We start from the raw sequence: 25,506 nt of genomic DNA, 5'->3' as shown, positions 1-25,506 counted from the left end.
GACCGGTGTCGATGGCACCGGTTCTCTCATGGGGTGATACGCGACCGGGGCATTATCGCCACATGCCCGAGTCCACGCCCGAAAACCCCATTCTCACGGACGACGATGTCCGCTGGCTCCTCGTCCAGACCGCCGCGTCCCTGAGTCGCTTGTGGGCGCGGCTGGACGGCATTCGCACACCGAACCCCATGCATGTCCCAGTCTCCCAGGACATCGCCCCGCCTGAGCCCTGGCTCGACGTCCTGCCGCGCAATGTGGCGTTGTCCGGCGTGGTTCGGGCAGTGCTGCTTTCAAAAGCCCTGCTCATTGAAGAGGCGGTGGTCAAACGGCCACCCGACCGGCGGCAAATCTGCTTGATGGTTCAGCACATCCAGTGCGGTGCTACCGAATGGTCGGCGAACACCCTCGCCCTTGCCCGAAAGCTTGAAGTCACCCTGGCCGACACCGTGATTGGGGAGACCAACGGCCGCTCGATGCACAGCGACATCAACCAGCTTGATGGCACCCAGGCACGGAGCACGGGCACCGCGTCGGGGCCGATTTCGAAGGGCTGACGGCGAATTAAGAACCCAGATACACGGCCGCACTGCTCTGGTACTTCTTCAGCAGGCCTTCGAGAAAGCGCACGACGGCGGTTTCGTCGTGAAGGAAGGCCATGACGTCCTGGTCTTCCCGGTCGTCCTCGGGAAGCTCCCCGTCGCGATACTGGAGCACCATTTGCCACTTCACATCGTCGTCTTCAGTGATGCCATACGTCGACTCCAACCACGCATATTCATCTGGCTCACCGTGCAATCCGGACTCGCCCCACACCCTCGCCATTTCGGCCAAGATGGCAGTAATCAATTCATCTTCGGTCACGCTCTTGCTCCTCCTTGTTTGGGTTTGCTTCGAGTGCTCGCCCGCGTCTCTTCGACCGATGCCAAAACCAGTTGCTCGAATGCGTCGGGTTTCAACGGCCAGGGGAATCGGAGAACGGACTTCATGGCGTTCGGCTGTCGATGCGCCTTCGCTTCTCCCCAGGCTTTTGCAGCGGCAGGCTGAAGCTTCGAGAAAACCTCAACCTCGCGCGCGGTGGGCCTGAAAATGGCCCGCACCGCAATCCCCGCCATGTCGCCATTGGCCTGCCGTCCCAGAGCGATTCTGGGCTCCGGCCCGCCCGTCATCGGAATGACATCGCAAGCCAAGGCATGCCGTGCCGCTATGGACATGCAAAGCTCTTCGAGTTTCACATCTTCGAAAACGGGAGCACGCCGGGTATCGACACGCCTGACCTTGCCAGCTCTTGGCGCCGTGACCGGAGGCGCCGGCTTCCACACGTGGCCCCCGGCTGTGTTGCAAACCGGAAGCCTGCCGTGTGCGCGGACGTACTGCTCCAGCAAAACCTCTTCCGCAAAAGACACGACCGAACCGTTCACGCCATCCATCGGCGCCGCGACGAACCAGTGATTTTTCGGGTCGTGCCCGACGCGCTCCCTGTACGCCTGGATGGCGCGGCTTGTCTTGATTTTGAAGCCGCCTTGCGCGTTGACGGCACCGGTCATGTTCGCCAGGTGCTTCGCCGACCGGCGGGCAATGCCTTCGCCGATGCCCTTGCCGATATAGACGACGTTGACGGGAAGTGCGCCGACATCAAGCCCGTCCGGCTTTCCTTCAGTCAGCATGTACACGCCCCACGAATCGAACCGCTCGGCGTGCTTCAGGACTTCGAGAAGCGGCACAGGTTCAAGCAGACGAATGAGGGCAAGGACTTCGCTTTCCAGATTCGTGGTGATGTGGGCCTTGGAACTTTCCATGTTGCTGCTCTGAATGTTGGGAAGCGAAAAATGTTCCGACCGGCCGTCGCACGGTTTGCGACGTCCGGTCCGGTCCAAGAATTCACCTTGGGCCATCTCTCCTGGCGTCAGGGCGCTTTCTTACCCGCCTTGCACCATTCCTGCCATTCCTGGAGCTGGTCTGCCGCAATGGGCGCGTCTGCGCCCTGCTCTTTATGAAAAGCAGTAACCCATCCGTCGACGCACGCACCGGTCGCCGGGTCGGTGTCCGCTACAGCAGGCGCATCGGCGAAGCTCGCGGCATCCGTGGCCTCGGCCTTCGGAGGAGCGGCGACAGCCAGCGGTGCCGGGGGCGTTGCGGGGGCCTTGGCTTCCGGCGGCGCGGCCGGTGCGGGGGCTGCCTCGACTGGCAAGGTTGCCGCGTCCGGCGAAGCGGCCGGCTTTACGGGCTGCCGTACCTCGGCAATTGCGCGGTTGACCTCAGATTGCCAATCCTGGGCTTTTTCGATTTCCGCAATGCGGGGGTCAGGGGTGCGCGGTGTATTTGGCCCGCGCACTGCGGCGGCGTCAATTCGCAACTGCTGCAAATCTTCCGGGACTTGCCAATTTACGGCGGCGATGACGGCGGAATCCTCATAGGTCTCCTTCCGCGCGGATGCCGGGTCAAGCCGCTTGATGGGCCCCTTGATGGCGTCGTTTTCGACGACGAACGACAAGAGCACATGGTCATCTTTGTCGAGCACGGTCACCGGTCCGGACAGGTGCCCCTTGTCGAACGTGACAGTCTTGGCCGCACTGTCGTTGAGACTGGTTAGCGCCATCATCTTCCTGCCGGGAGCACCTGGCAGGACATCGTTGAACGCGACGAACGGAATAGTGGACGGCTCCCCATGGTACTTCCACTCCCCGTCCTTCTGCCCATCCTTGTACTGGCCTTCCAGGATTACGTGCTTGGAGCCGAACCCGTAGTTCCAGAAGTAGGGCCCGTCCTTCTCGTTGTCGTCATATGTCGTTATCTCGTAGTAGCTGTCGAAGTTCGGCGTGGCAAGACCGCTGCCGTTGAACTTACCGTCGCTTCCCCAGCTGCCTTCCGCGAGCTCGTCACCGTTCTGTGCACGCCACAGTTCCTTGCCACGCCGGTGCCCGTTTTCGAGCTTGAATGAGTGGGTGACATACTTTCCATCCGCCGAATAGAACGTCTGGCTGCCATCCATGGACCCGTCCTTCCAGTTTGTTTCGGAGAGCTTGTCGCCATTTTTGTTGTAAGCAATGGCCTCCCCGTCGAGGCGGTTGTGGTGGATGGTGAGCGTCAGTGCTTTGACGCCATCGCGCGACGCACAACGCACGTCACCTTCTTCGACACCCTTTTCAAACGCAACGTCACACGCATCTGCGTAAATGGTGGAGTTGAACCCAGGGGAGTGCATCGCCAGCCCCATCAGGGAACGGCTTATGAAATCAGGAGCGGGTTCGTAATGGGCGACGCCCTTGAACGGGTCTGTTTCGCCGTGCAGATAGGCCAGGCCGTTGTTGTAATCCAGCTGCTGACTCGGAACAGTCGAGTGGCCGCAGGCGGCCAAGAGCGCCGTGGTGACAAATGCTGTAAGCAAACGGGCAGCGCGGCTGCCTGCCCGTGCATTGCCGGACGTCGAAGAAAGATTCACCGATTTTCCCCTGTAAGAATGCGGCCCCGTGGCTTCCAATGCCATGGCTCACCGCCGGGGAGTCGCCATACTAGCTAATCCATCGGTGGTGCCGCTACAGAAAAACGGTGTGCGCCAATCCGCAAAACTGACATCGGAATTTATTTCGATTCCGGCGCGATTGGCTTCCTGGATTCTGCCCATCATGCCAACACTTCCGCCTGCAAGCGTGAGTTGCCCTTACCCTTTGTTCCTGGACTCCCGTCGGTCGTCCGGCGAGTTGTCCGACTTACCCAGGCGCCAACACGACAAACCCATGATGCTCCAACACGCGCCGACTGAGCGCGATGAACTCGGCCGTGGAAAGGTCATGCTTCGCGTCGTTGGTGCGCCAGGCGCAGATGCGAATTTCGGCGACGGTGGCAGCGGCATCAAGGTGGTCTACCGACGGCAGGAGCCCGAAACCTTTCTTGTAGGCATGACGCCCCAGTTTGGATTCCGCGTTGTTGTACGTCCCAATCAAATGCCAGTCGAGCATTTCGCCGGTGTAGCAATCAAGGCCGTTCGACGCCACCACGGCGGCGTGAATGAGTCGCCGGTAGTTTCTTTTTGTCGCCTCCGTGTGGCCTCGCTTGAGGTCCCGCTTGACATGCGCATCGGCCCTGTTCCGGACCCAGCGGACGTAAATTTCTGCCGACAGCTTTCCCTCCAGGAAAGACGGCAATGGATACGACTCCGCCAGTGGCGTTGCCAAATCCATCGCGCTCAATGAATTCCCTCTTTCTCAACAAGCCGCGCGAGGAGGTCATCCGGGTCGCGGTAATCATCCTCGTCCACGTCGAGCCCGGACAAGAGGCTGCAAACGGCGAAAAACTCGACCCAGGCCTGGAAGGCATATTTGTACTGGAGCCCGCCCTCACGTCCGCAGCGCCCATATTTGTGGGCCAGCTGCGGCAGGACGGATTGGAGCTCGGCGAGGTCGCCGGTCCGGACGGCGATATCCAGGGACGCGAGCAGGAGCCATTCCCGTTGCGGGCTGAAGACCGGAATACGTTCGAAGGCCCCGAAGGCCGGCGCATGGTCATGCAGCTTGCCCAGGGTGATACCCGCCATGTAGCGGTCCCAATCCGGTTCTTTTTCGGTCATGTCCGTTGCCCCTGCTAAAGAGCGGGCATTGTCGACCCCTCTCCCGGGGTAATCAATCGCCGGCCACACCCACCCAACCGGCTACTCAGCCATTCACGCGCGCCCCGGTGGCCGGGTGGTTGTTCACCGGCCAAGCCCCCCGGCCGACCTCAGCTTGGGCCCAACGGTCGGCGGGATGCCATGCGCTTCATCAGCACGGCGAGAAGGTCTTCCGAGCTGCGAGGGCGCCTGGAGGTGTCAGTAAGCAACTGAGCAGCCCATTCCCTGTCCGCTTGCTCAGCCTCGGGGCCGTCGGCGTCCGTCCAATCCGCCAACAAATCCAATAGAAAGCCGTCCATTTTCCGCTCACTTGCCGACATGCGCCTCCGCACCATTTTTTTACGGTCAGCCTCATGAGCTTCGAGTTGCTCCAGCGCTCGACTCAACTTGATTTCAAGCTTGTCGATGGTGCGCTGCATTCTTTTTTCCACCCGTTCGACCGCCGCCTCCCGCCGAGCCTTTGCCTTCAGCTTCTCGGCCTCCAACCTCTCAAGGACCCGAGAACGCACCTCCTGCGCACGCGCAGCTTCACGCTTCGTCGCCTCATCACGAAGCGCGTCAACAATTTCGCAGTCAGCTTCTTTCCCGAGCCTAGAGATTGCCTCTCGGGGGTCGGGCTCTCTTGCAACGATGAGGCGAACGTTTTCGACACCGTTCCCCAGCACATGTTCTACGAATTGCCGCCATGTTTTCGGGGGACCGCCCTTGCGGGCGCTCGGGGAAACGACCTTCCAGATTCGCGGCTCGCCGTCGAAGTCGACGAGCAAACCATAGCTAGTCCAGAGGCGGAGGATGAAATTTTCTTTCGTCTTTTCCATGCGCACCCTCAAATGTCGACGCCGTATCGGACGTGCATTATATGCACATTGTGCCCTTGTTGCACACCTAATATGATGTCGTCAGTCCCAGCTACCGGAATCGTCCGATGCAAATCACTCCGCATGGCACCCCGGCTCATCCGCCATCAGCTCCCCCCGGAGTGCTGTACGCGTCAGTGGCGGGGGAAGTCATCCGCCTCCTGCGGATGCTCCAGGGACGCGGGCGAAGGACTCAGGCCGCAGTGGCCGACAGGCTGGGGTTCGCGGGACACTCCACTCTCGCTCGTATCGAGCGGGGCACTGTCCTTCCTAACATCGAACAGTTGGCGTCACTCGCCAAACTCTTCGGGACAACGCCCTCCCTTCTTCTCGCCGACGCAGATGCACTGGCCTTAATGCTGGTGAGAAACCGCGTTGTGGTCGCGCCCTCCAAGCGCGACCTGGACGTGGCCGTCGAGCGCGGTGACTGCGAGCCCTGGAAGGGCCGCATCCATGACCTGCTTGTCCTCGCCTCCCCCGACGCGTGGTCCTTTCAAGGAGAGCAGGGTTGGGAAATCCGCTCTATCCGGCGGTTTGCAGCGAGCCTGCCGTCGCCCGGGTGACCTTTCCCTGACCGACGCCCCGAACGGGCGAACGAGCACGACGTGCTTAGGATGTCAGACCGGCATTTCCCACTGCCTGACCCACTCCTGCATCTTGGGTTTCAGCTCCCGCCATTCCCACTCAGCCCACAGCACTGTCGCCGCCCCTGCCCCCAGCAGGAGGCACACGCAATGGCGGTGTCGGTTGGTTGACCCCTTCGCTGCGCGCATGAGGGACTCCGAGCGCCGCTCTTTGGGGTCAGCGCCGGCCCTCAGGAGCAACTCGACGATGTGCGGGTGGCCCCGGTGTGCCGCATGCATGAGGGCGCACGACCGGTCCGCTCGTGGGTCGGCCCCGGCCGCCAGCAGCGCTTTGGCCCCGTAAAAGTCACCGTCCCAGGCCGCGTCTTGCAACTCCCGGTCTCTCATGTACCCTCTTTTTTCGAGTTAAAAGACCATCCTGACGATTCTTTTCATTTAGTCAAGGAAGAGGGGTTGACAGGCGGCGGTTTTCCTGGACTGTATATGAGAGACCACCTAAGAAAAGGGCTGGGCTCAAACCCCATCCCCCACTTTTTAGGAGTTCTTTCATGTCTTTCCCCAATCGCCGCTTTTTGCTCGGGCTCCTGGCCCTGGCTCCCCTCTCCGCGTTTGCCCAGACTTTCGCCGCGCCCGTCTGTGATGGTTTTTTCTGCGCCACACCCATCACCCTCCCCGCTCCTGTCATCGACCCGGAGAGCACAAATTCCGTGGCTGTCGGCCCCGGGGCAACCATTCGTTTCCCGTCAGCCCTGGAGGGACTGAGCGGCGGCGAATCAGCCGCCTTCGGTGCCGGCGCAACCGTGATTGGCATCGGTTCCAATTCATTCGGCGCCTTCTCCCAGGCGCTTGCCAGCGATGCTGTCGCAAACGGCTGGCACGCCACCGCGAAGTCCAACGGCGCCATTGCCATCGGCTCGCAGTCTCAAGCCGGTGACCCAGTGCTCTACCCCGGAAACCAGCCCAACGGCGTGGTCGGCGCACAGATTGCCATCGGTGACCAGTCGCAGGCCGTTGGTGGCAGCAGCGTTGTCGTTGGCCCGCAAGCGAGTGCAGACGGGATGTTCGGAACTGCCATTGGTGCAGGCTCGCATGCAGATGGGTTCGGATGTCTCGCCCTGGGCTCGGGCTCGGTTTGTACCCAGCAAAACACGGCAGCACTCGGCAACCGCCGCATCACTGGCATTCTCTACGGACAGGATAACTTTGACGGCGCCGCAGTGGGTCAGCTTCGACAGGTGACCAACGGCTTTGGTGCCGGTGCAGGCGTCGACGCAGGCGGGAATTTTCAGTCGCCGCAATTCGTATTGAGTGGTGGCACATATTCCGACGTCAATTCAGCACTCCTCTACCTGGACGGCCGTTTCAACGACATCGGAACTGGCCCCGGCCAGCCCGGCGAGGCGGGCCCACAGGGGCCGAAGGGTGACCAAGGCGTTGCCGGTCCTCCGGGCGCCGGCAACGGTCGCGATGATGCCGCCGTGCATTACGACACGCGCGCAGATGGGTCGACCGACACGGGCAACGTGACGTTACAGGGCCAGGGCGGGACTGGCATCCACAACCTCCGTGCGGGTGTTGCGACCGATGACGCTGCCAATGTCGGCCAAGTCCAGCAGGGCGTGGCTGATGCAAAGAACTATGCCGATAAAGGCGACGCCCGGACGTTGAATTGGGCGAATTCCTACACCGACGCCCGCATTGCAGCGATGAGCCACGTTCTCAACCGTCGAATCGCCCAGGCAGGCGCGGTAGGCTCCGTGATGGGCTCCATGGCCCTCTCCGCCGGCTCGGTGCAGCAGCAGTCCAAGCTCTCCATGGGTGCCGCCGGATATCGTGGTCAATCAGCAATCGGTCTCGCGTACACGTATCGTTTTGAGAACGAGCGGGTCGCGGTGGCCGTTGGAGGCGCGTTCTCCGGCGAAGGGTCCGCCGTGGCGGTTTCCGTCAGCGTTGGCATCGGGCAGTAACCGTTCAAGAACCCGTGTCCCGTGACTCCTTCGAGACACGGGCAGGCCGGTTGGGACCGGCCGGGAACAGGCTCCTTCGGGAGCCTGTTTTTTATGCTGAGCGTACACGGGTGCTGAGCACGAGTTGCGGTCGCACACGCGCCTGGTCTCCGGGAATTGGAGCGCGTACAACGGAGAGGCGCCGAGCGCCGAGGCTCAGGTAGAAACCCTCTGCATTGGGGTCCGAGTCCACATCGACATCAGGGATTCCAGAGGCCGCCAGCAGCGCCATGGCGTGACCTACGAGAGCCTGTCCGATGCCTCTGCCCATCCGCGCTGGAGAAACCCACAGATGGGCGAGCTCATATCCGGCCCGCACTTTACTTCGCAATTGATAGAAGCCGGCTGGCTCATCATGCCTGACCAAAAACGTGGGGCAATTCTCGATGGAGACAGCGGAAAGGACAAGTTCCTGACGCCAGCGCCTCATCTGGTCCACCGGATAACCCCATGCAGCCTTCGCAGCCCATGCAATCTCCGACAGTCCTGGAGCGTCCGTGGGCACCGCGCGGACAACATCCACCATTATAAGGTCTTCCTGAATGACGGGCCCGTGGCTCAGGCCGGGCCGAAGGTTCCCGTGATGTTCCAGAGCGTCGAGACGTGGTCTACAAACGTTCCCCCGATGTCCAGACCTGCATCCTTTGCCGACGCTTTCAGTGACGCATTGACCTGAAAATCGTCATCATAAGAGAGCGACAATGAAAACTCCTGCATCCCGCTTTTCAATCGCATCCTGGCGACCGCGTCCCAGGTAGATTCGTGCTCATACCACACCATGTTTTCGGGCAACGTCGGTGTGTCGTGTCCCTTCAGCCGAACGTGGAGGACAATCCGGTCGGTCTTGCTGTTCTTCGATGAAAACGACGCTCCCGCATTTGCACCGGACGCTTCCAGTGGCACTGAGAGATTCGCCGCAAAGTCCTTGCCCCAACCCCGTGCGCACTCTGCACGAATTTCCCGTGCGCCGAGTGATGCGAGCAGCAGGCAAACTTCAGCGAGCTTGTGCTCAAACACCTTCCGGTGAAAGACGGCGGCGGGATAGAAGAGCACTTTCTCGGTTGGATGCCTCGCATACACGCCCCTCACAAGCGGGTGTCCGGGAGGGAACCTTAGAGACGTCTTTGCCCTTGACAGCCCCACCGGCACCAGGCCAGCACCGAACTCTTTTTCCTTTGTCAGATGTTTGTAGACACCATAAGCCGCCTCTGCCCCGATAAAAATGAAGTTCATGCGGGCCGATGCGAGCATCGCAATCCTTGCCACCCTGAGCCAATCGTCCGTGACCGAAGGCGGCGCCGTCGGTTGCTTTCCTGCACGTGCCGTGGCGTCATCGACGACGGCAATCAACGGCCCGACTTCATCCTCTTCCAGCATCACATGTCCTCAATTTGCATTCGCCTCGGCGGACTCCCGCCGCCCAGGCTCGATGCCCGGAATTCTAGTACACGCCAGTGGTCGGGTCTCGCCAACATTGCGAGTATGTACGGCGAATGGCTGGCCCAAGAAAAAGGCCCCTGCTCGGGGCCTGCTTTTCTTTTCTCGTCGGGGTGGCTTGTAATCAGAAATCAACGGTCATCAAAACGGCGCCGGAATACGAACCATCCGGCACGCGACTGCCTGCCGGAATCCGCACAGTCATCGGGACATTGGTTGCAGCAAGACCCGTGGCGCTCGTAAAAGACGGGCCCTGCATGGCATTGATGACCTGGCCGTTGGCGTCGGTGATGGTGTACGGCAGCGTGTTGCCCTTGCCGTCAGACAGCGCCGTCGGGCCACTCAGGTGAACCGTTGCCGCCGTGCCCTTGGTGCATGTGACGCCAGCGGCGGTTTGCATGCTGGAGCCCTTGGCCGAATCCACACTTTGAAAAGTCATGGTCGGGGATTGGGTGATTGCACAGGCGGCTTCGACGCGTGCGGTGACGATGAAAAAGCCGGTTGCAGTCCCCGCAAAAGCGGGTGCGGCGGCGACGAGGGAAACCAGGGCGAGGGAGAGAATGGTCTTCATGCCAGTGCTCCTGCAATCCAGGCCGCCGGGATGGCGAGGAGGGAGAGAGCGAAGGCGGTGTAGATGCCGCCCGAAAAGCACGTGTCGCACAAGTCAACGATGGCTTCGATGGGGGCTGCAATGGCGTCGGTCATGGGAAACTCCTGTGGGATATTGGGATTTGGGAAAGAGCTGTTTCTGTCTCTCTTTCAACCACAGTACGAGCGTTTTAAGTTTTGGCAAGAGCAAAAATGCAAATAAATGAAAATATATTTTAGGGAAATAAAGTCAAATCGGGAGGCAAAAAAAAGGCCCCATTCCGGGGTCTGGGCGGTGTCGCTTTCATGCAGCCTTCCTCTTTAATCGGGGTGCCCTGCGCGCCCGGGCAACAGCCTGCTTTCCCATCCGCTCCTCCACCTCGCGCCATGTCCGGCCGGCCCGGTGAAGGGCCGATGCAGCCGCTGCATTCAGCCGCCCCTCGTCCTGGCCCGGGAGCAGTTCAAGGGCTTCAGCATGGCGTGCGCTCCGCCCTTCATTGATGAGCCGGCTTGCCACGGCCGGTGAGGTGGAAAGGACCAGTGCGATGGCTCTCAGGGACTCCCCTGCGTCCTGCATGCGGACAGCCGTTGCCTGGCGGTTGAGGCGATGGCGGTCCCGGGTCGAAAGGCTGGAGCGGGACGCTGCCCGGCGTTCCGGCAGCGCGGTACCGGTCTTCTGCGTGTGTCGGTGGGCAAGAAGCTGGGCTGCTGTCCCGCTGATGCCCATGACTTCGCCCACCGCTGCCCACGTCAGGCCTGAAAGGCGCAAGGCAAAGGCCTTCCGTCGCCGACGTGCGGCAACTGCCGGACTTCGGGTTGGGTTTTTGTCGTTGCTTTTCACTTTCATCGTGTCATTCCCCGTTGCTGGTTTTTGAGTTTCTGGTTCTGGATTTGGATGTGGTCCGGCGCAGTGGAACCAAAGAGTCGGTCGACCATTTCGGCCGTTGCGGTTTTGAGACGTGCGACCTGGTCTGTCAGGTTCGATGCCCAGGCACGCACTTGGTGTGCGCCCTCTTCCAGGGCGTTGGCTTTGAAGGAATGACGGCCGAGGGTCGACGCGAAGCCCGAAGCGGTCTCTTTGTCAATGAATACGTCAAGGCGGTGTTTCGCACGTGTGGCGGCAACAAGGCCAAGGTGGTGATTACTGGCCGCACTGCCAAGCCAAAAGCATTCATCGGTGGTCTGCCCCTGGCTTTTGTGTGCAGTCGTCGCGTAGCTGTAACCCCAGTTGTCATGCTCGTAACTGTCAAACACAAATATCCGTTCCGAGCCGTTCTCCGCCAGCTCGTCCATCCTTACTTTGATGTTGAGACCACCGAGCTGGTTCCGCTCAATTCCAAGAATGGTGGCATCTTCATTTGTCGCAGCTTTGTCGCCCCTGTGGTCCCCAACCTTGCTGAAAAACCGGATGCGGTCGTGGACTGCGACGGGCAAACGCTGTTGGCCGCCGGCAGCCGTGACCACGGTGGCGTTGTAATCGTCGCCGTCGAGCTCACCCCGGTCTTTGAGGCCCTTCCGGATGCCGCGTGCAATTTCGAGGACGTCGACGTTGGTCGCTGCGATGGCGAGTTTCTCGCTGGATTTTTTTGGGGACGCAAGATAAGCCTTCACCAGCCCGTCAATCGCGGCCTTGCCGTCGTCGAACTGGTGGAGCGCCCCCATGTCGTCCATCTTTTTGTAGAGCGCGCGGCCATGCGCCAGTGCCTGGCGTCCCGTCCGCTCTCCGCGCTTTTGGTGGCTGCCTTCGTAGAACGCGTTGGCGAGGTCCAGGCCCTCCGCTGTTTTCTGTCTGGTGATTTCTGTCAGCCGGGCAAAACCGAATTTTTCGGTGAGGGCACGAAAAGGCGAGCCCTGGTCAATCGCCTGGATTTGCAAGTTGTCTCCAAGCAAAACCAGCTTGCCTCCGGCCTTCAAATACGCCTTCTGCACCACGTCAAACGACCGGGTCCCCACCATCGAGGCCTCGTCCAAAATCAGGACGGATTTTGCATCCGGCATCCATTCGGGATTTTTCTTCTCGATGCGTTTTGCCAGTGCTGCAAGCGCGATGCCCTCCACCCCGCTTTCGGCTTGGAGTTTTTTTGCGGCCTTCCACGACGTGGCGGCACCCTGGACCTTGAGGCCCTCAGCGTGCATGACCTCGACAAGCCCCTGGCAACTCGTGGTCTTGCCAGTGCCTGCAAATCCCAGAACACACGCAATCGCACCGGTGCCGTGTGCGCAGTGCTCAATCATTTTTCTCTGTTCGTCTTTGAGCTTGAACGGTGTGCCGAGCTCTGCGGATTTCTTGGCTTCGAAGCGCTCGATGCCGGCCGTCACCCGCGCCATGGGCACCTGGTGGCGCATGTCCTTTGCAGCCTGGTCAGCCATGGTGAGGACCGCTTTTTCCCGGGCAATGGTTTCAAGGTTTGCATACCGGGTTTCCCGGTGTTTGAGGTCTGGCCGGCTGGACCACTCGTGTGGCTCCCCGGACTGGCGTTCCGGCTTGATGTGAACAATGTCGGCGCGCCGCGAAAAAGCTTTTTCAGCCTGGAGCGTGTGCTGAATTCCCTTCCCAACACTGTTTTTCGCCAGTCGCTCAAGCAGTGCCGGCCGGGTGATGACCGCTTCCATCTCGTGCAGCTGCTCGATGACTTCGGCGGTGTCCCGTTCGCGGGAGACGTTTTTCTGGGCTTTCAGGCCTTCAATCGTCGGCACCCACTCCGGGTGCTTGGACCGCAGGTCTGCCAGCGTTTCATCCCAGGCCTCGGTGAGCTCGGAAAAAGTGGGCTCGTCTTTTTTCTTGCGGGTCGCGACAGCGGCATTGTGGGCGTCCGGATGGGCTTTCTTGTATTCAGCCACTTCCTGCGCGCGTGTGGAAAAGTGGTCCCGCAGTTGCTTGGGCACGCCGGCAATCTCAAAAGCGTCCCGGCCATTGGCTTCACCCAATCCGTTGTGACCAAGCGTGTGCTCGATGCCGTAACCGAGCTCCTGGAGATTGGCAGCCAGCTGGCTGCGATACAGCGCACTGAGGGCTTGCGTGTAGCGGAAGATTTCCTTTGTTTCGACGCAGCACAGCTGCCCGTCCTCTCCCCGGGCCACGTTGTACAACAGCGTGTGTGTGTGGAGTTGGGGTTCCAGGTTTCTGTTGGAAAAGTGGTTGTGCGCACTGGCAACCACGCCTTCGGTTCCAATCGAATCGACGCCGGCATGTCCACGGCGGGCGCGCAGCAAGCCTTCCTTTTCAATGAATTCGAGCACCGCGCCGACGGCGTGTTGCTGGGCCCGGAGAATGGCATCGCGGTCCTCGCCGCTTGCCAGGGCATAAGCCACAGAAACTGATTTCGGCGCTGAAAAAGTTGCATCCAGGCCAATGCAGCGCCGGGCTCGACCCGCATTTGGTGTGAGAGGCTTCCTCCGCGTGCTGTTCGGGTCAAAGCCTGCCGCCAGCCGCTCCATCTGTTCGGCGGTCGGCTCGCCGCTCAGGCTGAGGTCTTCGGCACCTTTGCCAATCCAGGCGGATGCGGAGCGCACTTCGCCGTCTGCGGAACGGTAATACTCCGTGCTCTGAAGGTAGGCCACCACATTGCCGCCTTTCTTCCCGCCATTTGTCAGCCTGGTCAGTGAAAGCATTAGAGCCTCCTCCGCATCGAGGGCGCGGGCGCCATGGCAAGCGGAAGGTCCAGGGAAAGCTCGAACGCTTCGAGGTACGTTTTGGACTCTGTGGGCATAACTGCCCGGTCATACAGGCTCCACGCCGACGACTCCCCGAAGCGCGGGAAAAGGTGCGACATCACCGCGAGATTCCCGGCATGGGCGGCACGCCTGAGAGCCTTGGGTCCGTCGTAACCGGGCGTGATGCCGGGGAAGTCCGCCAGGAGCTCGTCAATGACGGCGAGGTGCCCGTTCTGGAATTCGTCACTGATGACGCTGTAGAGCAGTGCCGCATTTTCACGCTGGTCCCGGGCATGCGCGCGGTATGCCCTGATTTCCGCGACGTCGCCCATGAGTGCAAACATCGACACACCGATGAGCGCAGGAGATGGGGAGACGTCATCGAAGACATCGGGGTCCCTGTCGTCGGGCTTGGCTTCCGGCATCGGTGCCTTGGGCATGGGTGGGTCGTACTGTTCGGTTCGGCGGGCCATGAGGGATGTCCTTGAGAAGGGGATATCCTTTCAGAGTGCGTCAAACCGGCTTCCTGTCAACCCCAAAAGGGGAAATAAAAGGTTCTTTTCCGGTATCTTTTTAAAGTCGCCGGGCACGGGGTTTTTCCTGCATCGGCTCCGCCGCGTCGGGGAGGGACTCGACAAGGGCCTGGCGCTCGGTGAGGGCATCAATAAAGTGCCTGGAAGCCGCCGGGACCGTCTGCCACGTGCGGTCGTCCCACTCTTTGACGGCGTGGCCGTATCGCGTGAAGAGATGGCTGATGACCTCCAGGTGGGTGGTCGTGGCGGCGACATGAAGGACTTCCGGGCCGCACACGTCTGCATCCACACCAGGATATGTGCCATCCAGGAGCACATCCATTGCCTTCAGGCGCCCGGGCGTGCCCGAGGCCAATGCCAGCTGATTCAGCAGCGGCCACCCGTCGGGACGGAAGAGGAAGCGCGGGTTGCAAGGGGTTTCCCGATATTCGAGCACTACACCGAGCGGGTCGTCGCCATGGCGGACCTGGTATTCAGCAATCCTGGTAGCACGGGCGATATCATCGACGCCGATGTTGTTGTTGCGGTTGTGGTTGCGGCTCATGGGGCTCTCCTAGGGATGTGGTCACCTTCCAGCCTGGGAAAGAACCGCCGTCTGTCAAGCCCCTTTCAGCCACAAAACAAAGCCCCGATAAGGGGCCTTCGTCGCTTTCTCCAAAAGCTGCTTTTAAAGCCTTCGGGCTCGTGGTTTTTCCTCCGCCGGCTCCACGGGTGGGGGAACGGATGCCGACAACGTCCGCTTCTCGATGACGGCCGTAATCAATTGCCGCGAAGCCAGGGGCAACGGCTCGTCGATGTCTTCGTCGGGCTCGTCCCACGCATGGAAATTGTCCCAGTCGACCAGGGCGCCGTACCTTTCAAACAGGTGCGCCACCGCTTCGAGATTCTCATCGCGTGCCGCATGCTTGAGCGCGTTGGGTACCTGTTCCCGGCTGTCAATCCGGGGGTAGTCGTCCAGGAGCTCGTCGAGCGCGGCCAGGAGCTCCGGCGTCATGAGGCCCCGCTCTCCCATCACGATGTCGTAAGGCCAGTCCACGTGTCCGTTTGATGCGCACACAGGCCCGCAGCGGAGGACGTGCGACGGTACCGTACTTTCTGGAGGAGGTTTGGAAAGAGTGGTGCACGGCGGATGCAGTATTCAATGTCCATGGGTTTTAGAGCCTTCGGAGCCGGGGCTTTTCCTTCACCGGCTCGACCGCTTCGGGCAGTGTCTGGGCAAAGGCCTGGCGCTCGGACAGTGCCTCGATAAGACTGCGGGAAGCGATGGGGAGACTGCTCATAAGCTCCGGTGTCCAGTCCTTGAAACTCGTCCCGAAGCGCGGAAAAAGATGGCCCACCACCTCCAAGTTGCCCGCCTTGGCGGCGACCACCAGCGCGTACGGCCCGTACTGTTTGGCGTCCACACTCGGATATGTACCGTCGAGCATTTCATCGATGGCTGTCAGCTGGTCCGGGGTCGTGGCGAAGTGGCATCCCGCGATTTCTTGCACCACGCGGCCGTTGAAAAAGTCGTCGCCGCTGCCCCGGCGGCTCCGCACGCTCTTGAGCATTGCTTCGTAATAAGTTTCGGGAGTCCAGGGTTTGCGGCGGCGGGTCACGGGGGATGTCCTTTTTGTGGGGAATGGAGGGAGGCTGTTTTGCGCTCTCTTTCATAAACCTAACGACGTATTGGCATCTGTCAACCCCCCCCCTTTACACACCCCTTTCTGGCCTTTTTTTCAGCGCCCGCATGGCTTCCGCCAACCGCTCCCCGCCCAGCCGTTGGGCTGCGTCTTCGGCGACTTGCTGGGGCACGCCTGAGAGCTCCGGGACGTGCACGCGCTGCGGCAAAATGACCGTCACGCCCCTGTCTTCATTGGGCAGTGTCCAGGCCGCCGGGACTTGACCCGGGCGGAGGACGGACAGGTTCTGCGGCGGCCACAGGAGTTCCAGGTAATCCCCGCCGGTCGTGCAAAGCGCTTTGATGCCCTGGAATTTTCCGCGACGGAAGACAGGACCCAAGGATGTCAGGTCTTCACCGGTAAGGACATTTTCTTCCTGCGCTGACGTGCTTGAGCTGCCGGCTACACCGTCGCGGAACCCGCCCGAGCTTGTCACCGACGTGACTGCAACGCGTTTCTTTCCGGCGTTTTGGATGAGTCGTTCCCGTGTTTCGCCGGGCATGGTTCGACAAAGAATCTGCGTCCCCACCATTGCACTCAGCGCACCAGCCAGGTTGCTTCCGTACCGCTCTATGAGCTGCCCGCCATCCTGCACGGCGAGTACACAACTTGTGCCTTTGGATCTGCCTTTATCAATCAAGCTGGGCAGTTGCTCGATGCGGCGCAGGCTGGTGAATTCATCGAGCACGAAGAACAGATGACGCCCATCCTGGTCATCCGGCAGGCTTGGAGAAATAATGGCCGTTGCCAGCACAGACACCTGGGCAGTAATGATAGCGCTGCCCAGGTCCGCATCTGCCCCCATTTGCACAATGATTTGGCGGGGGCCTTTGTAGTCGTCTGCAATCCACCGGGTCAGGGAAATGGAGCGCTTTGGCACGGGACGGGGCCACGCCAGCGCCAGTTTTTCGATGGATGCTGTGTAAGCCGAAAGGGTTCCCAGTACGCTGGATGTGGCGCTGGAATCCGGGTCGGAAATGAGGGCCTCGGCTTTCTTGAAGTGCACCGCCATGAGCGCCGCAAACTCGGCCTGAGCCAGCTGGAGCCGGTCCCGCAAATCCGCAAAGCCCCACGTTTTCGGCATGTCGTGCTGGAGACTCACAATGGTCCCCTCAAGCAGCATTTGAGCTGCCTGGGACCAGTAGCGGCCCCCTCCGCTGTCGGACTCCACCGGAATAAAGGCCTGGGCCATGGCGGCAGCTTGCAAACCGGTTTGGACGTCCAAAGCCACATGCCACACGAACGACCGCTCATCGAATGGTGAAAGGATTGCGGCTTTGGGAAAGCGCTGGGTGAAGTCGCCCTTGATGTCGACAAGAAACAGCTTCCGGTTGTCGGCAAACAACTGCTTGACCAGCCCCATCAAAATTACGGTTTTACCAGACCCGACCCCACCGACGATGAGCATGTGTTTCTTCCAATGCCCTGCCGGCCACATTGCTGCAGGGTGCAGCGATGCGAGGGCGTTCTTGGCAGTCAGCCCCATCCGCCTTGCTTCCATCTGGAATGCTTTTACGGCTTCCCTGCCCCGGACCACGCGCTGCCCGTCGATGTGCCGCACACCAAAGCGCGGTTTCAGGCCCGAGCCAAAAACCAAAACGCCGGGGATGAGGGCGACCAGAGGCAAGAGCATGCCGGGGTGGAAAGGTGGCGAGGTTGTCACCGTGTGGGGCAACAGCATGTTGCCGACGACCCACAGGGCGTCCAGGAGCTGCGACCGCGTCCAAGGGCCACCGAGTAGTGCGCCAAGCAGGAGGACGCCCACGACGACCAGCAGGGCGGCGATGAATGCACTGTCCCACCTACGCAGTCCGGCGGTCGGTGGCAGTTGTGGAAGTGGCCCAAAGAAATGGTCCACGACCTCGCCCCGTTTTTCGGGGGCGGGGGTGGCCTTCTGGAACAGCTTCTTATTTGCCACGACGAAACACACCCGTCAGCTGCATGAGCAAGACCCGGCGACGCGCGCGTCGGCACAGGGGGTGGACCCTCGTCCACAACGTTTCCTGCTCCCGCTCAAATGCCACCATCGCGGCTTCGCCGAGGAGCTTCTCAAACCACGCACGTTGCTTGGGCGGAAGGCGATGAATCGCCGACCGGTCTAATCGGGTTGCAGGCACACCCGCAAATGCTGCATCACGCTCAGCGCGCTGTGTCTCGATGATGAGGCTGTCGATGTCATGGACCAGGTTTGTCATGCGCGTGCCCTCCCCTTCTCCCGGCCGCCGCTCTTGCCCCTGGCCTTAGGGCTTTGGGCTTTTGCGCTCTCCTGTTTCGGGGCTTCGTCCTCGACATCGGCTGTGGGCACGGGTGTTTCCCGTCGACGTGCAAGGTTCTCTTCAACCTTCGCCGCGAACCGGGAAATGTCGGTGCTGGCTTCGCCCTGCTGAATTGCTTCATGACCCAGTGCGACCTTCAGTTTGTCGATGGCTTCGTCCCACCGCTCCCAGCGCAAGTCCTGTGCGGCATCCGCCAGAAACGCCTTTGCTGTGGCCGTGTCTTTCTTGTCTGCAAGGTTCAACCCTGCCGCGAGCCGGTCCGCTTCGTCCGCAAGCATGGCCGGCGACTGCACCCAAGTGCGCTCCATCGACAAGACGAAGTCCACGGCCTTTGCCGCTTTGGATGCTGCACGGAAGATTTCGCGGTGGTCCTCCTGCAAAATCTTTATCCAGTGACCGACATAGGCGGCATGCGAGTCGCCGGTGTGAGGGATGCCGAGCTGCGCCCCCGCGAAAAGGCTGGACAGCTCAGCCACAAGCTCCTCGCGCGCATAACTCTCGGAACCAAAGGTCCCGCTCAAATCCCGGTCAAGGCGCGAGGGGTGACCCGTCGCGTGTCCGAGCTCGTGCAAAAGGACTTCCGAATATCCTGCAAGGGTCGGGAACTGCGCACGCGCTGGCAAATGGATGGAATCGGTCGCCGGCCGGTAGTAAGCCTGGTCCCGCGTGTCGTGGAATTTCCGGACCCCGACGTCATCAACGAGCGATTCCAGACGCGCATGGGCAACGACTGGGGAGGGGATGCGGGTTGGCTCCAACGGCGGTGCACCGTCGATTTGGTCGCCGACATTGAACACGTAAAAAATCTTTGCGATGAAGCGCTTTTTGGGCTCTGCCTTGTCGGTGTCGCCTGCGCCTTCCTCGCCGGGCTTTGCATCGACACGCTGCCAAAACTGGATTGGCGTTCCCTTCTCACCCTTGCGCACTGTCCACCCTTGTTGAAGGGCTTGATTGAAAGTAACCCAGCGGGGGTCCGGGCGGTCCTGTAGCCACAACTGGAGGATGTTTCCGCCGCTGTACCTGCGCCCGGTCAGCGCGTTGTACGGAAGACGGGTTCCAGGTTGTCCTGGCCCCCAAGGCTTTTGCCACGGCGCCGTTCCGGCTTTCAGTTTCTCGATCATGTGGGTGTTGACCAGCGGCTCATAATCAATGTTCTTCATGAGGCCCCTCCGCTTCGTCGACGTCGGCAGCGGTCACGGCCGGCTCGAAGAACAGGCCGTGTTTCATGGCCTCCTTCTCGGTCATGGTGGGTTCGACGGCCTTCTCCACGGAAGCGCTCATACGCGCACTGCCGGTCTTGAAGAGGTCTGCCATTTTCAGCAATTCTGCAAACATGTTTTGTTCCCCTTTTTATGTGTGTGTAGTTGTGTGTTTTTTCAGGTCGAGCAGGACGGCGCAGGCGCACCCGGTCCATCAATCCAAAGCGCGGTGTTGTCCATGCCGCCGTCAGTCACTGCCCGGAAGTCTTCAGGCATCAGTGCCGGACACCCGAGGCTCCTTCCACCAGTGGCGACATACGGCGCAGGGTGCAAGACCACGGCACGTGCATACGCTGTGGCATTGGTCGATGACAGGCCCGTAAGGTGGAAGCTCTGGCCGTGTTTCCCGGTGTATGCGCTGCCGACGGAGTACAGCCCCAATGACGTCATCCCGCTGCTTGAGGTGTCACCAAAAGCCACCGGCGTACCGGTGTGCTTCGGGTCACTGCCACGGCCATGGGCAACCTTCGCTTGCCGAATCAAAACCGGCGTTTCCCCGGACACATCGAACGCCCAAAACCTCCGGGCGCTCGACGGCTGGGACATGTCAGCAACAAGAAGCTTCGTGGGGCGTGTCGACATGCAGGACGTTGCTGCCACCGCCCGCTCCAGGACTGGAACAGGCGCGCTCGGTGCTGCTGTATGCAGTGCCAGAGCAAGGGTGAGAAGATGCGGTGTCATGCATCCTCCTCACATCGCCAAGCCGCGACGGGCGGCCAGGCGTTCTTTCACGCCTTCGCCGATGCTGAGCTGCGGCTGCTGGGTCAGCGCTTGAAACGTGGCCATCTTCGGGCCCTCCGGGTCGAGGGACGGGCGCGGGTCGGGGAGGCTTTGGGGCATCACAGCATTGGGGCCGGGGCGAAACCATTCGCCTTTCATGCCCGGCGGATTGAGCTTGTGGTGTTCGCCTGCCGACCTCGCTGCGTAGATGCCGGCGTCCGCCTGGTAATGCTGCTCTTCACTGTTTAGCTCGCGGCCATCCCGCAGCATCCACGCGGCCTGCTCACCAGCCGTCACCGGATGGACGTCCAAATCACGAGTCTGGTCGGCCACGGGATGGCCCATCTCGCGGTCATGTTCGACCAGCTTTCCAAGTTGCTCAGCAAACGCCAGTTCGCTTGCACGGTCTTTGCGGTCCCTGTGCCATGCCACGGCGGCGTTTTCGGTGGCAAGAGTCAGTTCGAGCCGCTCGATATCCTGGGGGCTCGCGGTCTGCATTGCGGACCTGATATTGCTGTGGCGCTCACTGAGAGGCTCTGTCCCGGCACCGCCCTTTACGGCCGGCAGGCGAAGACCAGCGTCGCCACACTTCGGGAAGCGGTCCAGCAAATTGTCGTTGTCGGGCGTCATGATGGGCTTGGCCTGGGCGTAGCGCTCCGCCCAGTGGGCCATGACCTGCCGGCGGTCCTGGTCGTCTTTGATATCTGAGAAAATACTCATGAGGTTTCCTTTGTGTGTGGAGGGATGGGGTTCGGTTTTGGACGCGATGGCCGCGCTCAGGCGGCCTGCTTCATATGCAACGGGTGCTGGGGATTGGCGGTGTCAAACAGTTCTTCGGGAATGTCGACAAGATGCTTGCAGTCGACGAAGTCGTGAATTTTTTCCCCTCCCCGAAGCGATTGGACGAGGGCGCGCCCCATGATTAGCAGGTCGTGCCAGTCTTCCGACGTGACCCAGTGACCTTCTTTCTTGACCAGGTTCTCCACTGTCGGGACCTTTGAGAACACGACCGCATTGAGCTGCCCCACTTCGTACTGACCGTGGCGCTGCTTGTGCATCTTGACGTCCGATTTCTGCACTTCGAACGAGCCGCCCCCGTCCCGAATCACCGTGGAGAACCGGTCGTGGTCCGGGTGGTTCTGGTCGTAGATGGGAGACGTGGCAGCGAGGCGAGCCGTGCGGACAAGGTTGAGCGTTCGGGTCGGCTCCGCCCAGTGGGTCACCGTGCCCTTGCCAACCGTTTCCATCGCGTCTTCAAGTGTCGACAACGAGTTCGGATTAGAGAACCAGATTCGGGTCTGGAAGTTAGAGAGGAGCGCCCGGGCCGTGTCAGCGCCCAGTGCGTCGATGAGCACGTCCTGGGTCTGCGTCGCAAAGACCAGAATTCCACCCCACGAACGGCACTTGGAGGAGAACTCAAGGTCTGTGGGACTCGCCATGACATGGTATTCGTCTGCAACGATGGCGACTTTCGTGGCGGTCGGATCACGTTGCTGCCAATCGTTAGGCCTGCGCTTCATGACCGACGTGATGCGGCCCTTGACCAGATTCGAGTAGACCAGACCGGAGCCACCAACGAAGCGTTCAGGCGGGAGGTAGAGACCACAACTCTCTCCGTGGCAGACCCGCTCCGGTTGGTAGCCGCCCGATTCAACAGTCGTCCAGTGCAGGAGGTCCTCGGCCGCAAACAGCGGGTTAATCCACTGGGCAAGATTGGCGTCCACGCCGGTGCGGGTTTCGGATGCCAGCAAGCCGTGAGATACAACGTCCTGGAAGACGTTGTTTAGGTCTTGCCGCCGGAGGTCCATCGCGCGTCCGAGCACGTCGTCGACGAAGCCGGAGCGCTCGCGGAAGGCCGGGTGGTTGGCCTTGATGAATTCAACATAGGTCGCTGCTGTACCGGTCGGGGTCTCAGCTTTTTCGCGCCAGTCGCCGAGAGCCTTTGCAACGCGGCGGAGACAGTCCGGAGTAATGAACCACTTCTGCGGCGGCGGCGTCTCGCCGGAGTAGTTCCGGATGGTGGCAATCATTTCACGGTCGGCGTCCCTCATTGCGAACATGAGTTTGGACGCGACGGTGAGAAGGTAAATTGCTGATTTGACGAAGAAGTCACCGCTGCCCTGCCCCTCACGGCGGACAGCATTGGCATCAAGCAGCGCTGTGCAGATTTCGTCCACACCAAGGCCTTCAAACGGTGCAAAGTCGATATGCTCGTCGATGACGGTGAAGAAGCCTCTTGCTCCCCGTGTGCCGCGCAACCGGTTTGCATTGACGAACTTGCCGTCGAGAACGAGGAGACCACCCACACCCTGCTGCATGTAATCGCAGCAATATGGCTCCAGGTAGCTGGAAGATTTGCCACCACCCGTCTTGCCGTAAATCATGGTGTGGACCTGCGCCGTCTTGGCGCTGATGTAGGCGGGATGGCCTTTGGGAATGCCGTGCTGCGAACCGCGCTCCGCCAGCGTTCCGGTGCTCACCCCAAATTCGAAGACGGGGCTGGTGTCTGCAACAGCGGCTTTGATTTGGGCGACTTTGCCGGCCCGGATTTTCTCGTAGCTCTTCCGCAGGGTCCGCTGGGCACCTGCCCCGTACGTCATACCCTGGTGCAACAGCTTGAGGCTGAGAGAGCGTTGGTAGCGGTATGCATACCGCCATGGGCCGAGTGCGACGCCTGCAAGCCATGGAATGGTCAGGGCGATGGGGAAGAGCGTGTGCCGGGCAATCCAGCTGGAGCCATTCCCTTCATATGCGAGCAATGCGGCAGCGATACAGGCGACGGTAAAGAAAGTGGTCGTCAAACTGACAGACTCACACATCTGAAGCTTATGACCTCGCGGGGCCTGCCACAGGCACGTTACTGCCAGGAACACCGCAACAAGAATGCCCACCACCGCCATGCCGCCTACCCACTGGAGAACGCCCGGCAGGAGGTCGGCCGGCAGGACCCGGGCCGCCGCGCGGGTAATGTCGCCGGACAGGAGCCTGGTCATGATGAGCGGCGCGGCGAAGCTCACGGCCCAGCCTTCGACTGCGTCAGACTTTGCTGGCATCGCAAACGACAGCGAGCCCGCCACCACGACCGATGCAAGGCCGAGAAGCACAGCCAACGGGGTCAGGATGCCGAAGTGCAGCGCGAAGCCCGTAAGGACTCCAAGGACTGGCAGGAGCGCAAAGAGCAGTGGAATGGATGGAGAGCTAAAGCCCCGAAAGAAGTCCTCCAAATGCAGCAGGCCGGCAACGGGACGTCCGTCTGCGGCGATTTGCCAATCTGGTGTGTCTACCAGCAGGTCGCGGACCTTTTGCTGGTCCTCGGTCGACAGGGCAAGCTCCTGTGCCGTCGGCACGTCCGGCCGGGTTGAGGCCAAACGGGTGAGGCTGACTGCGCGTTTCAGAATTTCCGCCGTCGGAATGAAGGATTCGAGAATGCTCATCGGTCACCCCTCCATGCCAAAGAAGAGTCCCTGCGCGAGGGCGACAACGACCACCACGAATGCGGCGGCACCAACGGTGACGTCGGAGACCGACTCGAACAGGCCAGAACGGAAGAGGTTGAACGTCGCAAGGGCGCGCTGCCCGTCAGGCTGGTCCAGCATCTCTTCGGTGGCGTAGTTGCGCACTTCGAGACTGCCGAACATCCAGAGGCGGCTTTGTTCGGGATTGCGACTGTCAAAGACCCAGTCAGTCCCAAGGCTGCCGAGGAACACCCGGGCGGCCCAGACCCACAGGCCCGTGGTCAAAAGATAAGTAAGACGTTTGAACATTTTAGAACTCCTATTTTGGGGATGGGAAAGGGCGGTACAAAAGAAAGTGTTTCTACTGCTGTGAATTCCAGCCTGGAGAAGAACCGCCGTCTGTCAAGTGGGCGAGAGCCATATTTCTTCCTTATTTCCCTACTCTCTTTTGGAAAGCGTCGAGTGCATCGGATTGGGACCGGTAAATGTCATTGACGCCGCCCGTCTTTTGCCCAGGCACCACCTCTTTGCGCTGGAACTGCGCATTCACGCCCTGCCCCGGACCCGGAGCGGTCATGCCGTGACTGGCAGCGAAGTTGTCAATCTTTTTCAGCGTGGCGGCTGTGGCTGGGTCGGGCTTTTGGGGTTTGGGTTTTGGTGAAACCGGGAGGGCTTTTGGTTCGGGCTTGGGGATGGGCGCAATGGCGGGTGGGGGCTTGGGTGCTTCTTGCTGGACAGGTGGTGCCACGGGCTGCGTTGTCGGCTTCGGTTCGGGCGCAACCACGGCAACCGAGGCCGCGACTGGAGCCGGAGAAACAACAGGCGGAGGCGGACCCACCGTGGGCACCGGCAGGGGCTTGGGCTGCACGACCGCACGGACAGGCGCAGGCAGAGGAGGCGGTACCGGCTTGGGTTGCTCAGCTGCAACGCGCGCCAGGTAGTCGTCTTGTGCCGATGAAATCGGCGGCGTCGAAGGCCAAAGCCGGAAGACCAAAAAGCCGAAGAGCGCGAAGAGCAAACCGGTGAGGTGGAAAAGGTTCTTTTTCATTTCGCACCCCCTGCCGCGCTGCCGCTGGGGAGGTGGACGTATTGGCTACCGTCCATCTTGTCGGGGAGTCCCCGGTCGATGAAGGCAAGCGGCGTGCCGCAATCCAGGCACACCGTCGCAGTCATGCCGTCCTGATGCACGCCGACCACGGACACAGTCCGGTTGTCGGTCTCGCGCGCACCCGCGCGCACGTGCGTATAAGAAAGAGCGCACGCCCACTGCTGGCTCGCATCACCCGCCCGGTCGTCGGTGACTTGCCGGCGGCACGAGCCCACACGCACGTCACCCACGCCTTCCACCGGTTCGCCCTTCGCCGTCTTGTTTGCCATTGCAATCGCATTGAAGACGGCGGAGTCCGTCGGGACATCCGCCGACATCACCCGGGACGCAAGGAACCCTGCGCCGGTGATGAAGCCGACGGCGAGGGTAAGGAAGTGGAGCTTTCCTTTGAGAAGGCCCCCCACGATATGGAAGGGAGATGGGCCGGTGCGCTTCGGGGGGCGTGGAGCCTGGGGAACCGGAGATGATGTCGGTACCCCCGCCCCGCTGCTGCCGTTGCTGTTGTAAAGGTCACTGAGTGCCATTGTCAGTGCCCTCCCACAAAGCAAACCGTGAGAACGGAGGCTTCAGCACCGGCCGCCACCAATGCAGCGATGAAAAGGAATTTGGCGAAAAGAGACATGATTACCTCCCCTCCGTCGAACCCGGGCCGAAAACTTGCGTGTAGGACTGCTCCCGTCCTTTGCTCTCGCCGACGGCTTCACCGAATTTCTCGATGCAGCAGACGCAGGCGAGGAGTAGCAAGAGCCACACAGTAGGATGGAG

30 protein-coding genes are annotated in these 25,506 nt (G+C 61.0%); 3 read left to right on the top strand and 27 right to left on the bottom strand.

All coding sequences use genetic code 11. The features are described 5' to 3' along the window. Positions 1 to 11: 11 nt before the first annotated feature. A complete protein-coding gene (locus AB8808_RS06095; protein WP_369927620.1) occupies positions 12 to 554 on the top strand; it encodes a hypothetical protein in 543 nt (180 codons plus the stop codon). Positions 555 to 561: 7 nt separating this feature from the next. Here the strand turns inward: AB8808_RS06095 and AB8808_RS06090 are convergent, their stop codons facing one another. From AB8808_RS06090 to AB8808_RS06065, 6 genes are all read right to left on the bottom strand, one after another. After that, positions 562 to 861, bottom strand: coding sequence for a hypothetical protein (locus tag AB8808_RS06090; RefSeq protein ID WP_369927618.1), 300 nt, complete (start codon positions 859 to 861; stop codon positions 562 to 564). Further along, the gene (locus AB8808_RS06085; protein ID WP_369927617.1) at positions 858 to 1,796 is read right to left on the bottom strand and encodes a hypothetical protein; all 939 of its coding nucleotides are present in this window, start codon (positions 1,794 to 1,796) and stop codon (positions 858 to 860) included. Before AB8808_RS06085 ends, AB8808_RS06090 begins: the two co-directional genes overlap by 4 nt. Positions 1,797 to 1,903: 107 nt before the next feature. Beyond that, positions 1,904 to 3,484 carry a toxin-antitoxin system YwqK family antitoxin gene (locus AB8808_RS06080; protein ID WP_369927615.1) on the bottom strand — a complete coding sequence of 527 codons (1,581 nt, stop codon included), beginning with the start codon at positions 3,482 to 3,484 and terminating at the stop codon, positions 1,904 to 1,906. Positions 3,485 to 3,707: 223 nt separating this feature from the next. Then, positions 3,708 to 4,187, bottom strand: coding sequence for a hypothetical protein (locus tag AB8808_RS06075; RefSeq protein ID WP_369927613.1), 480 nt, complete (start codon positions 4,185 to 4,187; stop codon positions 3,708 to 3,710). Beyond that, the gene (locus AB8808_RS06070; protein ID WP_369927611.1) at positions 4,184 to 4,564 is read right to left on the bottom strand and encodes a hypothetical protein; all 381 of its coding nucleotides are present in this window, start codon (positions 4,562 to 4,564) and stop codon (positions 4,184 to 4,186) included. The genes AB8808_RS06075 and AB8808_RS06070 overlap by 4 nt, the downstream gene beginning before the upstream one ends. Positions 4,565 to 4,713: 149 nt before the next feature. Beyond that, positions 4,714 to 5,421: a hypothetical protein gene (locus tag AB8808_RS06065; protein WP_369927609.1), complete on the bottom strand. Its 708-nt coding sequence runs from the start codon at positions 5,419 to 5,421 to the stop codon at positions 4,714 to 4,716. Positions 5,422 to 5,663: 242 nt separating this feature from the next. On the opposite strand from AB8808_RS06065, the gene AB8808_RS06060 reads away from it, so the two are divergent. After that, complete coding sequence (locus AB8808_RS06060; RefSeq protein ID WP_506193244.1) at positions 5,664 to 6,023, top strand: helix-turn-helix domain-containing protein; 360 nt, start codon at positions 5,664 to 5,666, stop codon at positions 6,021 to 6,023. Between the two features lie 54 nt (positions 6,024 to 6,077). On the opposite strand, the gene AB8808_RS06055 is transcribed toward AB8808_RS06060, so the two are convergent. Beyond that, the gene (locus AB8808_RS06055; protein ID WP_369927606.1) at positions 6,078 to 6,431 is read right to left on the bottom strand and encodes an ankyrin repeat domain-containing protein; all 354 of its coding nucleotides are present in this window, start codon (positions 6,429 to 6,431) and stop codon (positions 6,078 to 6,080) included. 161 nt (positions 6,432 to 6,592) lie between these two features. On the opposite strand from AB8808_RS06055, the gene AB8808_RS06050 reads away from it, so the two are divergent. Continuing rightward, positions 6,593 to 8,011: a YadA-like family protein gene (locus tag AB8808_RS06050; RefSeq protein WP_369927604.1), complete on the top strand. Its 1,419-nt coding sequence runs from the start codon at positions 6,593 to 6,595 to the stop codon at positions 8,009 to 8,011. A 91-nt stretch (positions 8,012 to 8,102) separates the two neighbouring features. Here AB8808_RS06050 and AB8808_RS06045 read toward each other — a convergent pair whose 3' ends face one another. The 20 genes from AB8808_RS06045 to AB8808_RS05950 form a co-directional block, all read right to left on the bottom strand. Next, entirely contained in the window at positions 8,103 to 8,480 is a 378-nt protein-coding gene (locus tag AB8808_RS06045; protein ID WP_506193267.1) for a GNAT family N-acetyltransferase, read from the bottom strand. Positions 8,481 to 8,608: 128 nt separating this feature from the next. After that, a complete protein-coding gene (locus tag AB8808_RS06040; protein WP_369927600.1) occupies positions 8,609 to 9,427 on the bottom strand; it encodes a hypothetical protein in 819 nt (272 codons plus the stop codon). Between the two features lie 184 nt (positions 9,428 to 9,611). After that, positions 9,612 to 10,058: a spore coat protein U domain-containing protein gene (locus AB8808_RS06035; protein WP_369927598.1), complete on the bottom strand. Its 447-nt coding sequence runs from the start codon at positions 10,056 to 10,058 to the stop codon at positions 9,612 to 9,614. Continuing rightward, the gene (locus AB8808_RS06030; RefSeq protein ID WP_369927596.1) at positions 10,055 to 10,192 is read right to left on the bottom strand and encodes a hypothetical protein; all 138 of its coding nucleotides are present in this window, start codon (positions 10,190 to 10,192) and stop codon (positions 10,055 to 10,057) included. The genes AB8808_RS06035 and AB8808_RS06030 overlap by 4 nt, the downstream gene beginning before the upstream one ends. 187 nt (positions 10,193 to 10,379) lie before the next feature. After that, positions 10,380 to 10,922 (bottom strand): hypothetical protein, encoded by a 543-nt coding sequence (locus AB8808_RS06025; RefSeq protein WP_369927594.1) that lies wholly within the window; start codon positions 10,920 to 10,922, stop codon positions 10,380 to 10,382. Then, the gene (mobF, locus tag AB8808_RS06020) at positions 10,919 to 13,687 is read right to left on the bottom strand and encodes a MobF family relaxase (protein WP_369927592.1); all 2,769 of its coding nucleotides are present in this window, start codon (positions 13,685 to 13,687) and stop codon (positions 10,919 to 10,921) included. Before mobF ends, AB8808_RS06025 begins: the two co-directional genes overlap by 4 nt. Beyond that, positions 13,687 to 14,202 carry a hypothetical protein gene (locus AB8808_RS06015; RefSeq protein ID WP_369927590.1) on the bottom strand — a complete coding sequence of 172 codons (516 nt, stop codon included), beginning with the start codon at positions 14,200 to 14,202 and terminating at the stop codon, positions 13,687 to 13,689. Before AB8808_RS06015 ends, mobF begins: the two co-directional genes overlap by 1 nt. A 100-nt stretch (positions 14,203 to 14,302) precedes the next feature. Then, positions 14,303 to 14,806 (bottom strand): hypothetical protein, encoded by a 504-nt coding sequence (locus tag AB8808_RS06010; protein WP_369927589.1) that lies wholly within the window; start codon positions 14,804 to 14,806, stop codon positions 14,303 to 14,305. 123 nt (positions 14,807 to 14,929) lie between these two features. Beyond that, positions 14,930 to 15,256: a hypothetical protein gene (locus AB8808_RS06005; RefSeq protein WP_369927587.1), complete on the bottom strand. Its 327-nt coding sequence runs from the start codon at positions 15,254 to 15,256 to the stop codon at positions 14,930 to 14,932. 160 nt (positions 15,257 to 15,416) lie between these two features. Further along, positions 15,417 to 15,860, bottom strand: coding sequence for a hypothetical protein (locus AB8808_RS06000; RefSeq protein WP_369927585.1), 444 nt, complete (start codon positions 15,858 to 15,860; stop codon positions 15,417 to 15,419). Between the two features lie 94 nt (positions 15,861 to 15,954). Beyond that, positions 15,955 to 17,841 carry a type IV secretion system DNA-binding domain-containing protein gene (locus AB8808_RS05995; protein WP_369927583.1) on the bottom strand — a complete coding sequence of 629 codons (1,887 nt, stop codon included), beginning with the start codon at positions 17,839 to 17,841 and terminating at the stop codon, positions 15,955 to 15,957. Further along, a complete protein-coding gene (locus tag AB8808_RS05990) occupies positions 17,831 to 18,118 on the bottom strand; it encodes a hypothetical protein (RefSeq protein ID WP_369927582.1) in 288 nt (95 codons plus the stop codon). Before AB8808_RS05990 ends, AB8808_RS05995 begins: the two co-directional genes overlap by 11 nt. Continuing rightward, the gene (locus AB8808_RS05985; protein WP_369927580.1) at positions 18,115 to 19,359 is read right to left on the bottom strand and encodes an ArdC family protein; all 1,245 of its coding nucleotides are present in this window, start codon (positions 19,357 to 19,359) and stop codon (positions 18,115 to 18,117) included. The genes AB8808_RS05990 and AB8808_RS05985 overlap by 4 nt, the downstream gene beginning before the upstream one ends. Further along, the gene (locus tag AB8808_RS05980; RefSeq protein WP_369927578.1) at positions 19,346 to 19,534 is read right to left on the bottom strand and encodes a hypothetical protein; all 189 of its coding nucleotides are present in this window, start codon (positions 19,532 to 19,534) and stop codon (positions 19,346 to 19,348) included. The genes AB8808_RS05985 and AB8808_RS05980 overlap by 14 nt, the downstream gene beginning before the upstream one ends. Before the next feature lie 41 nt (positions 19,535 to 19,575). Continuing rightward, the gene (locus AB8808_RS05975; RefSeq protein ID WP_369927576.1) at positions 19,576 to 20,139 is read right to left on the bottom strand and encodes a murein L,D-transpeptidase catalytic domain-containing protein; all 564 of its coding nucleotides are present in this window, start codon (positions 20,137 to 20,139) and stop codon (positions 19,576 to 19,578) included. A gap of 9 nt (positions 20,140 to 20,148) precedes the next feature. Next, positions 20,149 to 20,898, bottom strand: coding sequence for a hypothetical protein (locus tag AB8808_RS05970; protein WP_369927575.1), 750 nt, complete (start codon positions 20,896 to 20,898; stop codon positions 20,149 to 20,151). Between the two features lie 56 nt (positions 20,899 to 20,954). Next, positions 20,955 to 23,612: a TraM recognition domain-containing protein gene (locus AB8808_RS05965; RefSeq protein WP_369927573.1), complete on the bottom strand. Its 2,658-nt coding sequence runs from the start codon at positions 23,610 to 23,612 to the stop codon at positions 20,955 to 20,957. Positions 23,613 to 23,615: 3 nt separating this feature from the next. Continuing rightward, positions 23,616 to 23,942 carry a hypothetical protein gene (locus AB8808_RS05960; protein ID WP_369927571.1) on the bottom strand — a complete coding sequence of 109 codons (327 nt, stop codon included), beginning with the start codon at positions 23,940 to 23,942 and terminating at the stop codon, positions 23,616 to 23,618. 121 nt (positions 23,943 to 24,063) lie between these two features. Next, positions 24,064 to 24,681 carry a hypothetical protein gene (locus tag AB8808_RS05955; protein ID WP_369927569.1) on the bottom strand — a complete coding sequence of 206 codons (618 nt, stop codon included), beginning with the start codon at positions 24,679 to 24,681 and terminating at the stop codon, positions 24,064 to 24,066. Continuing rightward, positions 24,678 to 25,265 carry a hypothetical protein gene (locus AB8808_RS05950; RefSeq protein ID WP_369927567.1) on the bottom strand — a complete coding sequence of 196 codons (588 nt, stop codon included), beginning with the start codon at positions 25,263 to 25,265 and terminating at the stop codon, positions 24,678 to 24,680. The genes AB8808_RS05955 and AB8808_RS05950 overlap by 4 nt, the downstream gene beginning before the upstream one ends. Positions 25,266 to 25,506 lie beyond the last annotated feature (241 nt).

The sequence above is a fragment of the Xanthomonas sp. NCPPB 2632 genome, from assembly GCF_041228075.2.
In the GTDB taxonomy this organism is placed as follows: Bacteria; Pseudomonadota; Gammaproteobacteria; order Xanthomonadales; family Rhodanobacteraceae; genus Luteibacter.
This window is presented reverse-complemented; position numbering and strand designations above follow the sequence as displayed.

Coding starts and splice junctions, on each gene's coding strand:
- AB8808_RS06095 (WP_369927620.1), top strand. CDS start 12: ATGGCACCGGTTCTCTCATGGGGTGATACGCGACCGGGGCATTATCGC.
- AB8808_RS06085 (WP_369927617.1), bottom strand. CDS start 1,796: ATGGAAAGTTCCAAGGCCCACATCACCACGAATCTGGAAAGCGAAGTC.
- AB8808_RS06080 (WP_369927615.1), bottom strand. CDS start 3,484: ATGGCATTGGAAGCCACGGGGCCGCATTCTTACAGGGGAAAATCGGTG.
- AB8808_RS06070 (WP_369927611.1), bottom strand. CDS start 4,564: ATGACCGAAAAAGAACCGGATTGGGACCGCTACATGGCGGGTATCACC.
- AB8808_RS06065 (WP_369927609.1), bottom strand. CDS start 5,421: ATGGAAAAGACGAAAGAAAATTTCATCCTCCGCCTCTGGACTAGCTAT.
- AB8808_RS06055 (WP_369927606.1), bottom strand. CDS start 6,431: ATGAGAGACCGGGAGTTGCAAGACGCGGCCTGGGACGGTGACTTTTAC.
- AB8808_RS06050 (WP_369927604.1), top strand. CDS start 6,593: ATGTCTTTCCCCAATCGCCGCTTTTTGCTCGGGCTCCTGGCCCTGGCT.
- AB8808_RS06045 (WP_506193267.1), bottom strand. CDS start 8,480: ATGAGGCGCTGGCGTCAGGAACTTGTCCTTTCCGCTGTCTCCATCGAG.
- AB8808_RS06040 (WP_369927600.1), bottom strand. CDS start 9,427: ATGCTGGAAGAGGATGAAGTCGGGCCGTTGATTGCCGTCGTCGATGAC.
- AB8808_RS06035 (WP_369927598.1), bottom strand. CDS start 10,058: ATGAAGACCATTCTCTCCCTCGCCCTGGTTTCCCTCGTCGCCGCCGCA.
- AB8808_RS06030 (WP_369927596.1), bottom strand. CDS start 10,192: ATGACCGACGCCATTGCAGCCCCCATCGAAGCCATCGTTGACTTGTGC.
- AB8808_RS06025 (WP_369927594.1), bottom strand. CDS start 10,922: ATGAAAGTGAAAAGCAACGACAAAAACCCAACCCGAAGTCCGGCAGTT.
- mobF (WP_369927592.1), bottom strand. CDS start 13,687: ATGCTTTCACTGACCAGGCTGACAAATGGCGGGAAGAAAGGCGGCAAT.
- AB8808_RS06015 (WP_369927590.1), bottom strand. CDS start 14,202: ATGGCCCGCCGAACCGAACAGTACGACCCACCCATGCCCAAGGCACCG.
- AB8808_RS06010 (WP_369927589.1), bottom strand. CDS start 14,806: ATGAGCCGCAACCACAACCGCAACAACAACATCGGCGTCGATGATATC.
- AB8808_RS06005 (WP_369927587.1), bottom strand. CDS start 15,256: ATGACGCCGGAGCTCCTGGCCGCGCTCGACGAGCTCCTGGACGACTAC.
- AB8808_RS05990 (WP_369927582.1), bottom strand. CDS start 18,118: ATGACAAACCTGGTCCATGACATCGACAGCCTCATCATCGAGACACAG.
- AB8808_RS05985 (WP_369927580.1), bottom strand. CDS start 19,359: ATGAAGAACATTGATTATGAGCCGCTGGTCAACACCCACATGATCGAG.
- AB8808_RS05980 (WP_369927578.1), bottom strand. CDS start 19,534: ATGTTTGCAGAATTGCTGAAAATGGCAGACCTCTTCAAGACCGGCAGT.
- AB8808_RS05975 (WP_369927576.1), bottom strand. CDS start 20,139: ATGACACCGCATCTTCTCACCCTTGCTCTGGCACTGCATACAGCAGCA.
- AB8808_RS05970 (WP_369927575.1), bottom strand. CDS start 20,898: ATGAGTATTTTCTCAGATATCAAAGACGACCAGGACCGCCGGCAGGTC.
- AB8808_RS05965 (WP_369927573.1), bottom strand. CDS start 23,612: ATGAGCATTCTCGAATCCTTCATTCCGACGGCGGAAATTCTGAAACGC.
- AB8808_RS05960 (WP_369927571.1), bottom strand. CDS start 23,942: ATGTTCAAACGTCTTACTTATCTTTTGACCACGGGCCTGTGGGTCTGG.
- AB8808_RS05955 (WP_369927569.1), bottom strand. CDS start 24,681: ATGAAAAAGAACCTTTTCCACCTCACCGGTTTGCTCTTCGCGCTCTTC.
- AB8808_RS05950 (WP_369927567.1), bottom strand. CDS start 25,265: ATGGCACTCAGTGACCTTTACAACAGCAACGGCAGCAGCGGGGCGGGG.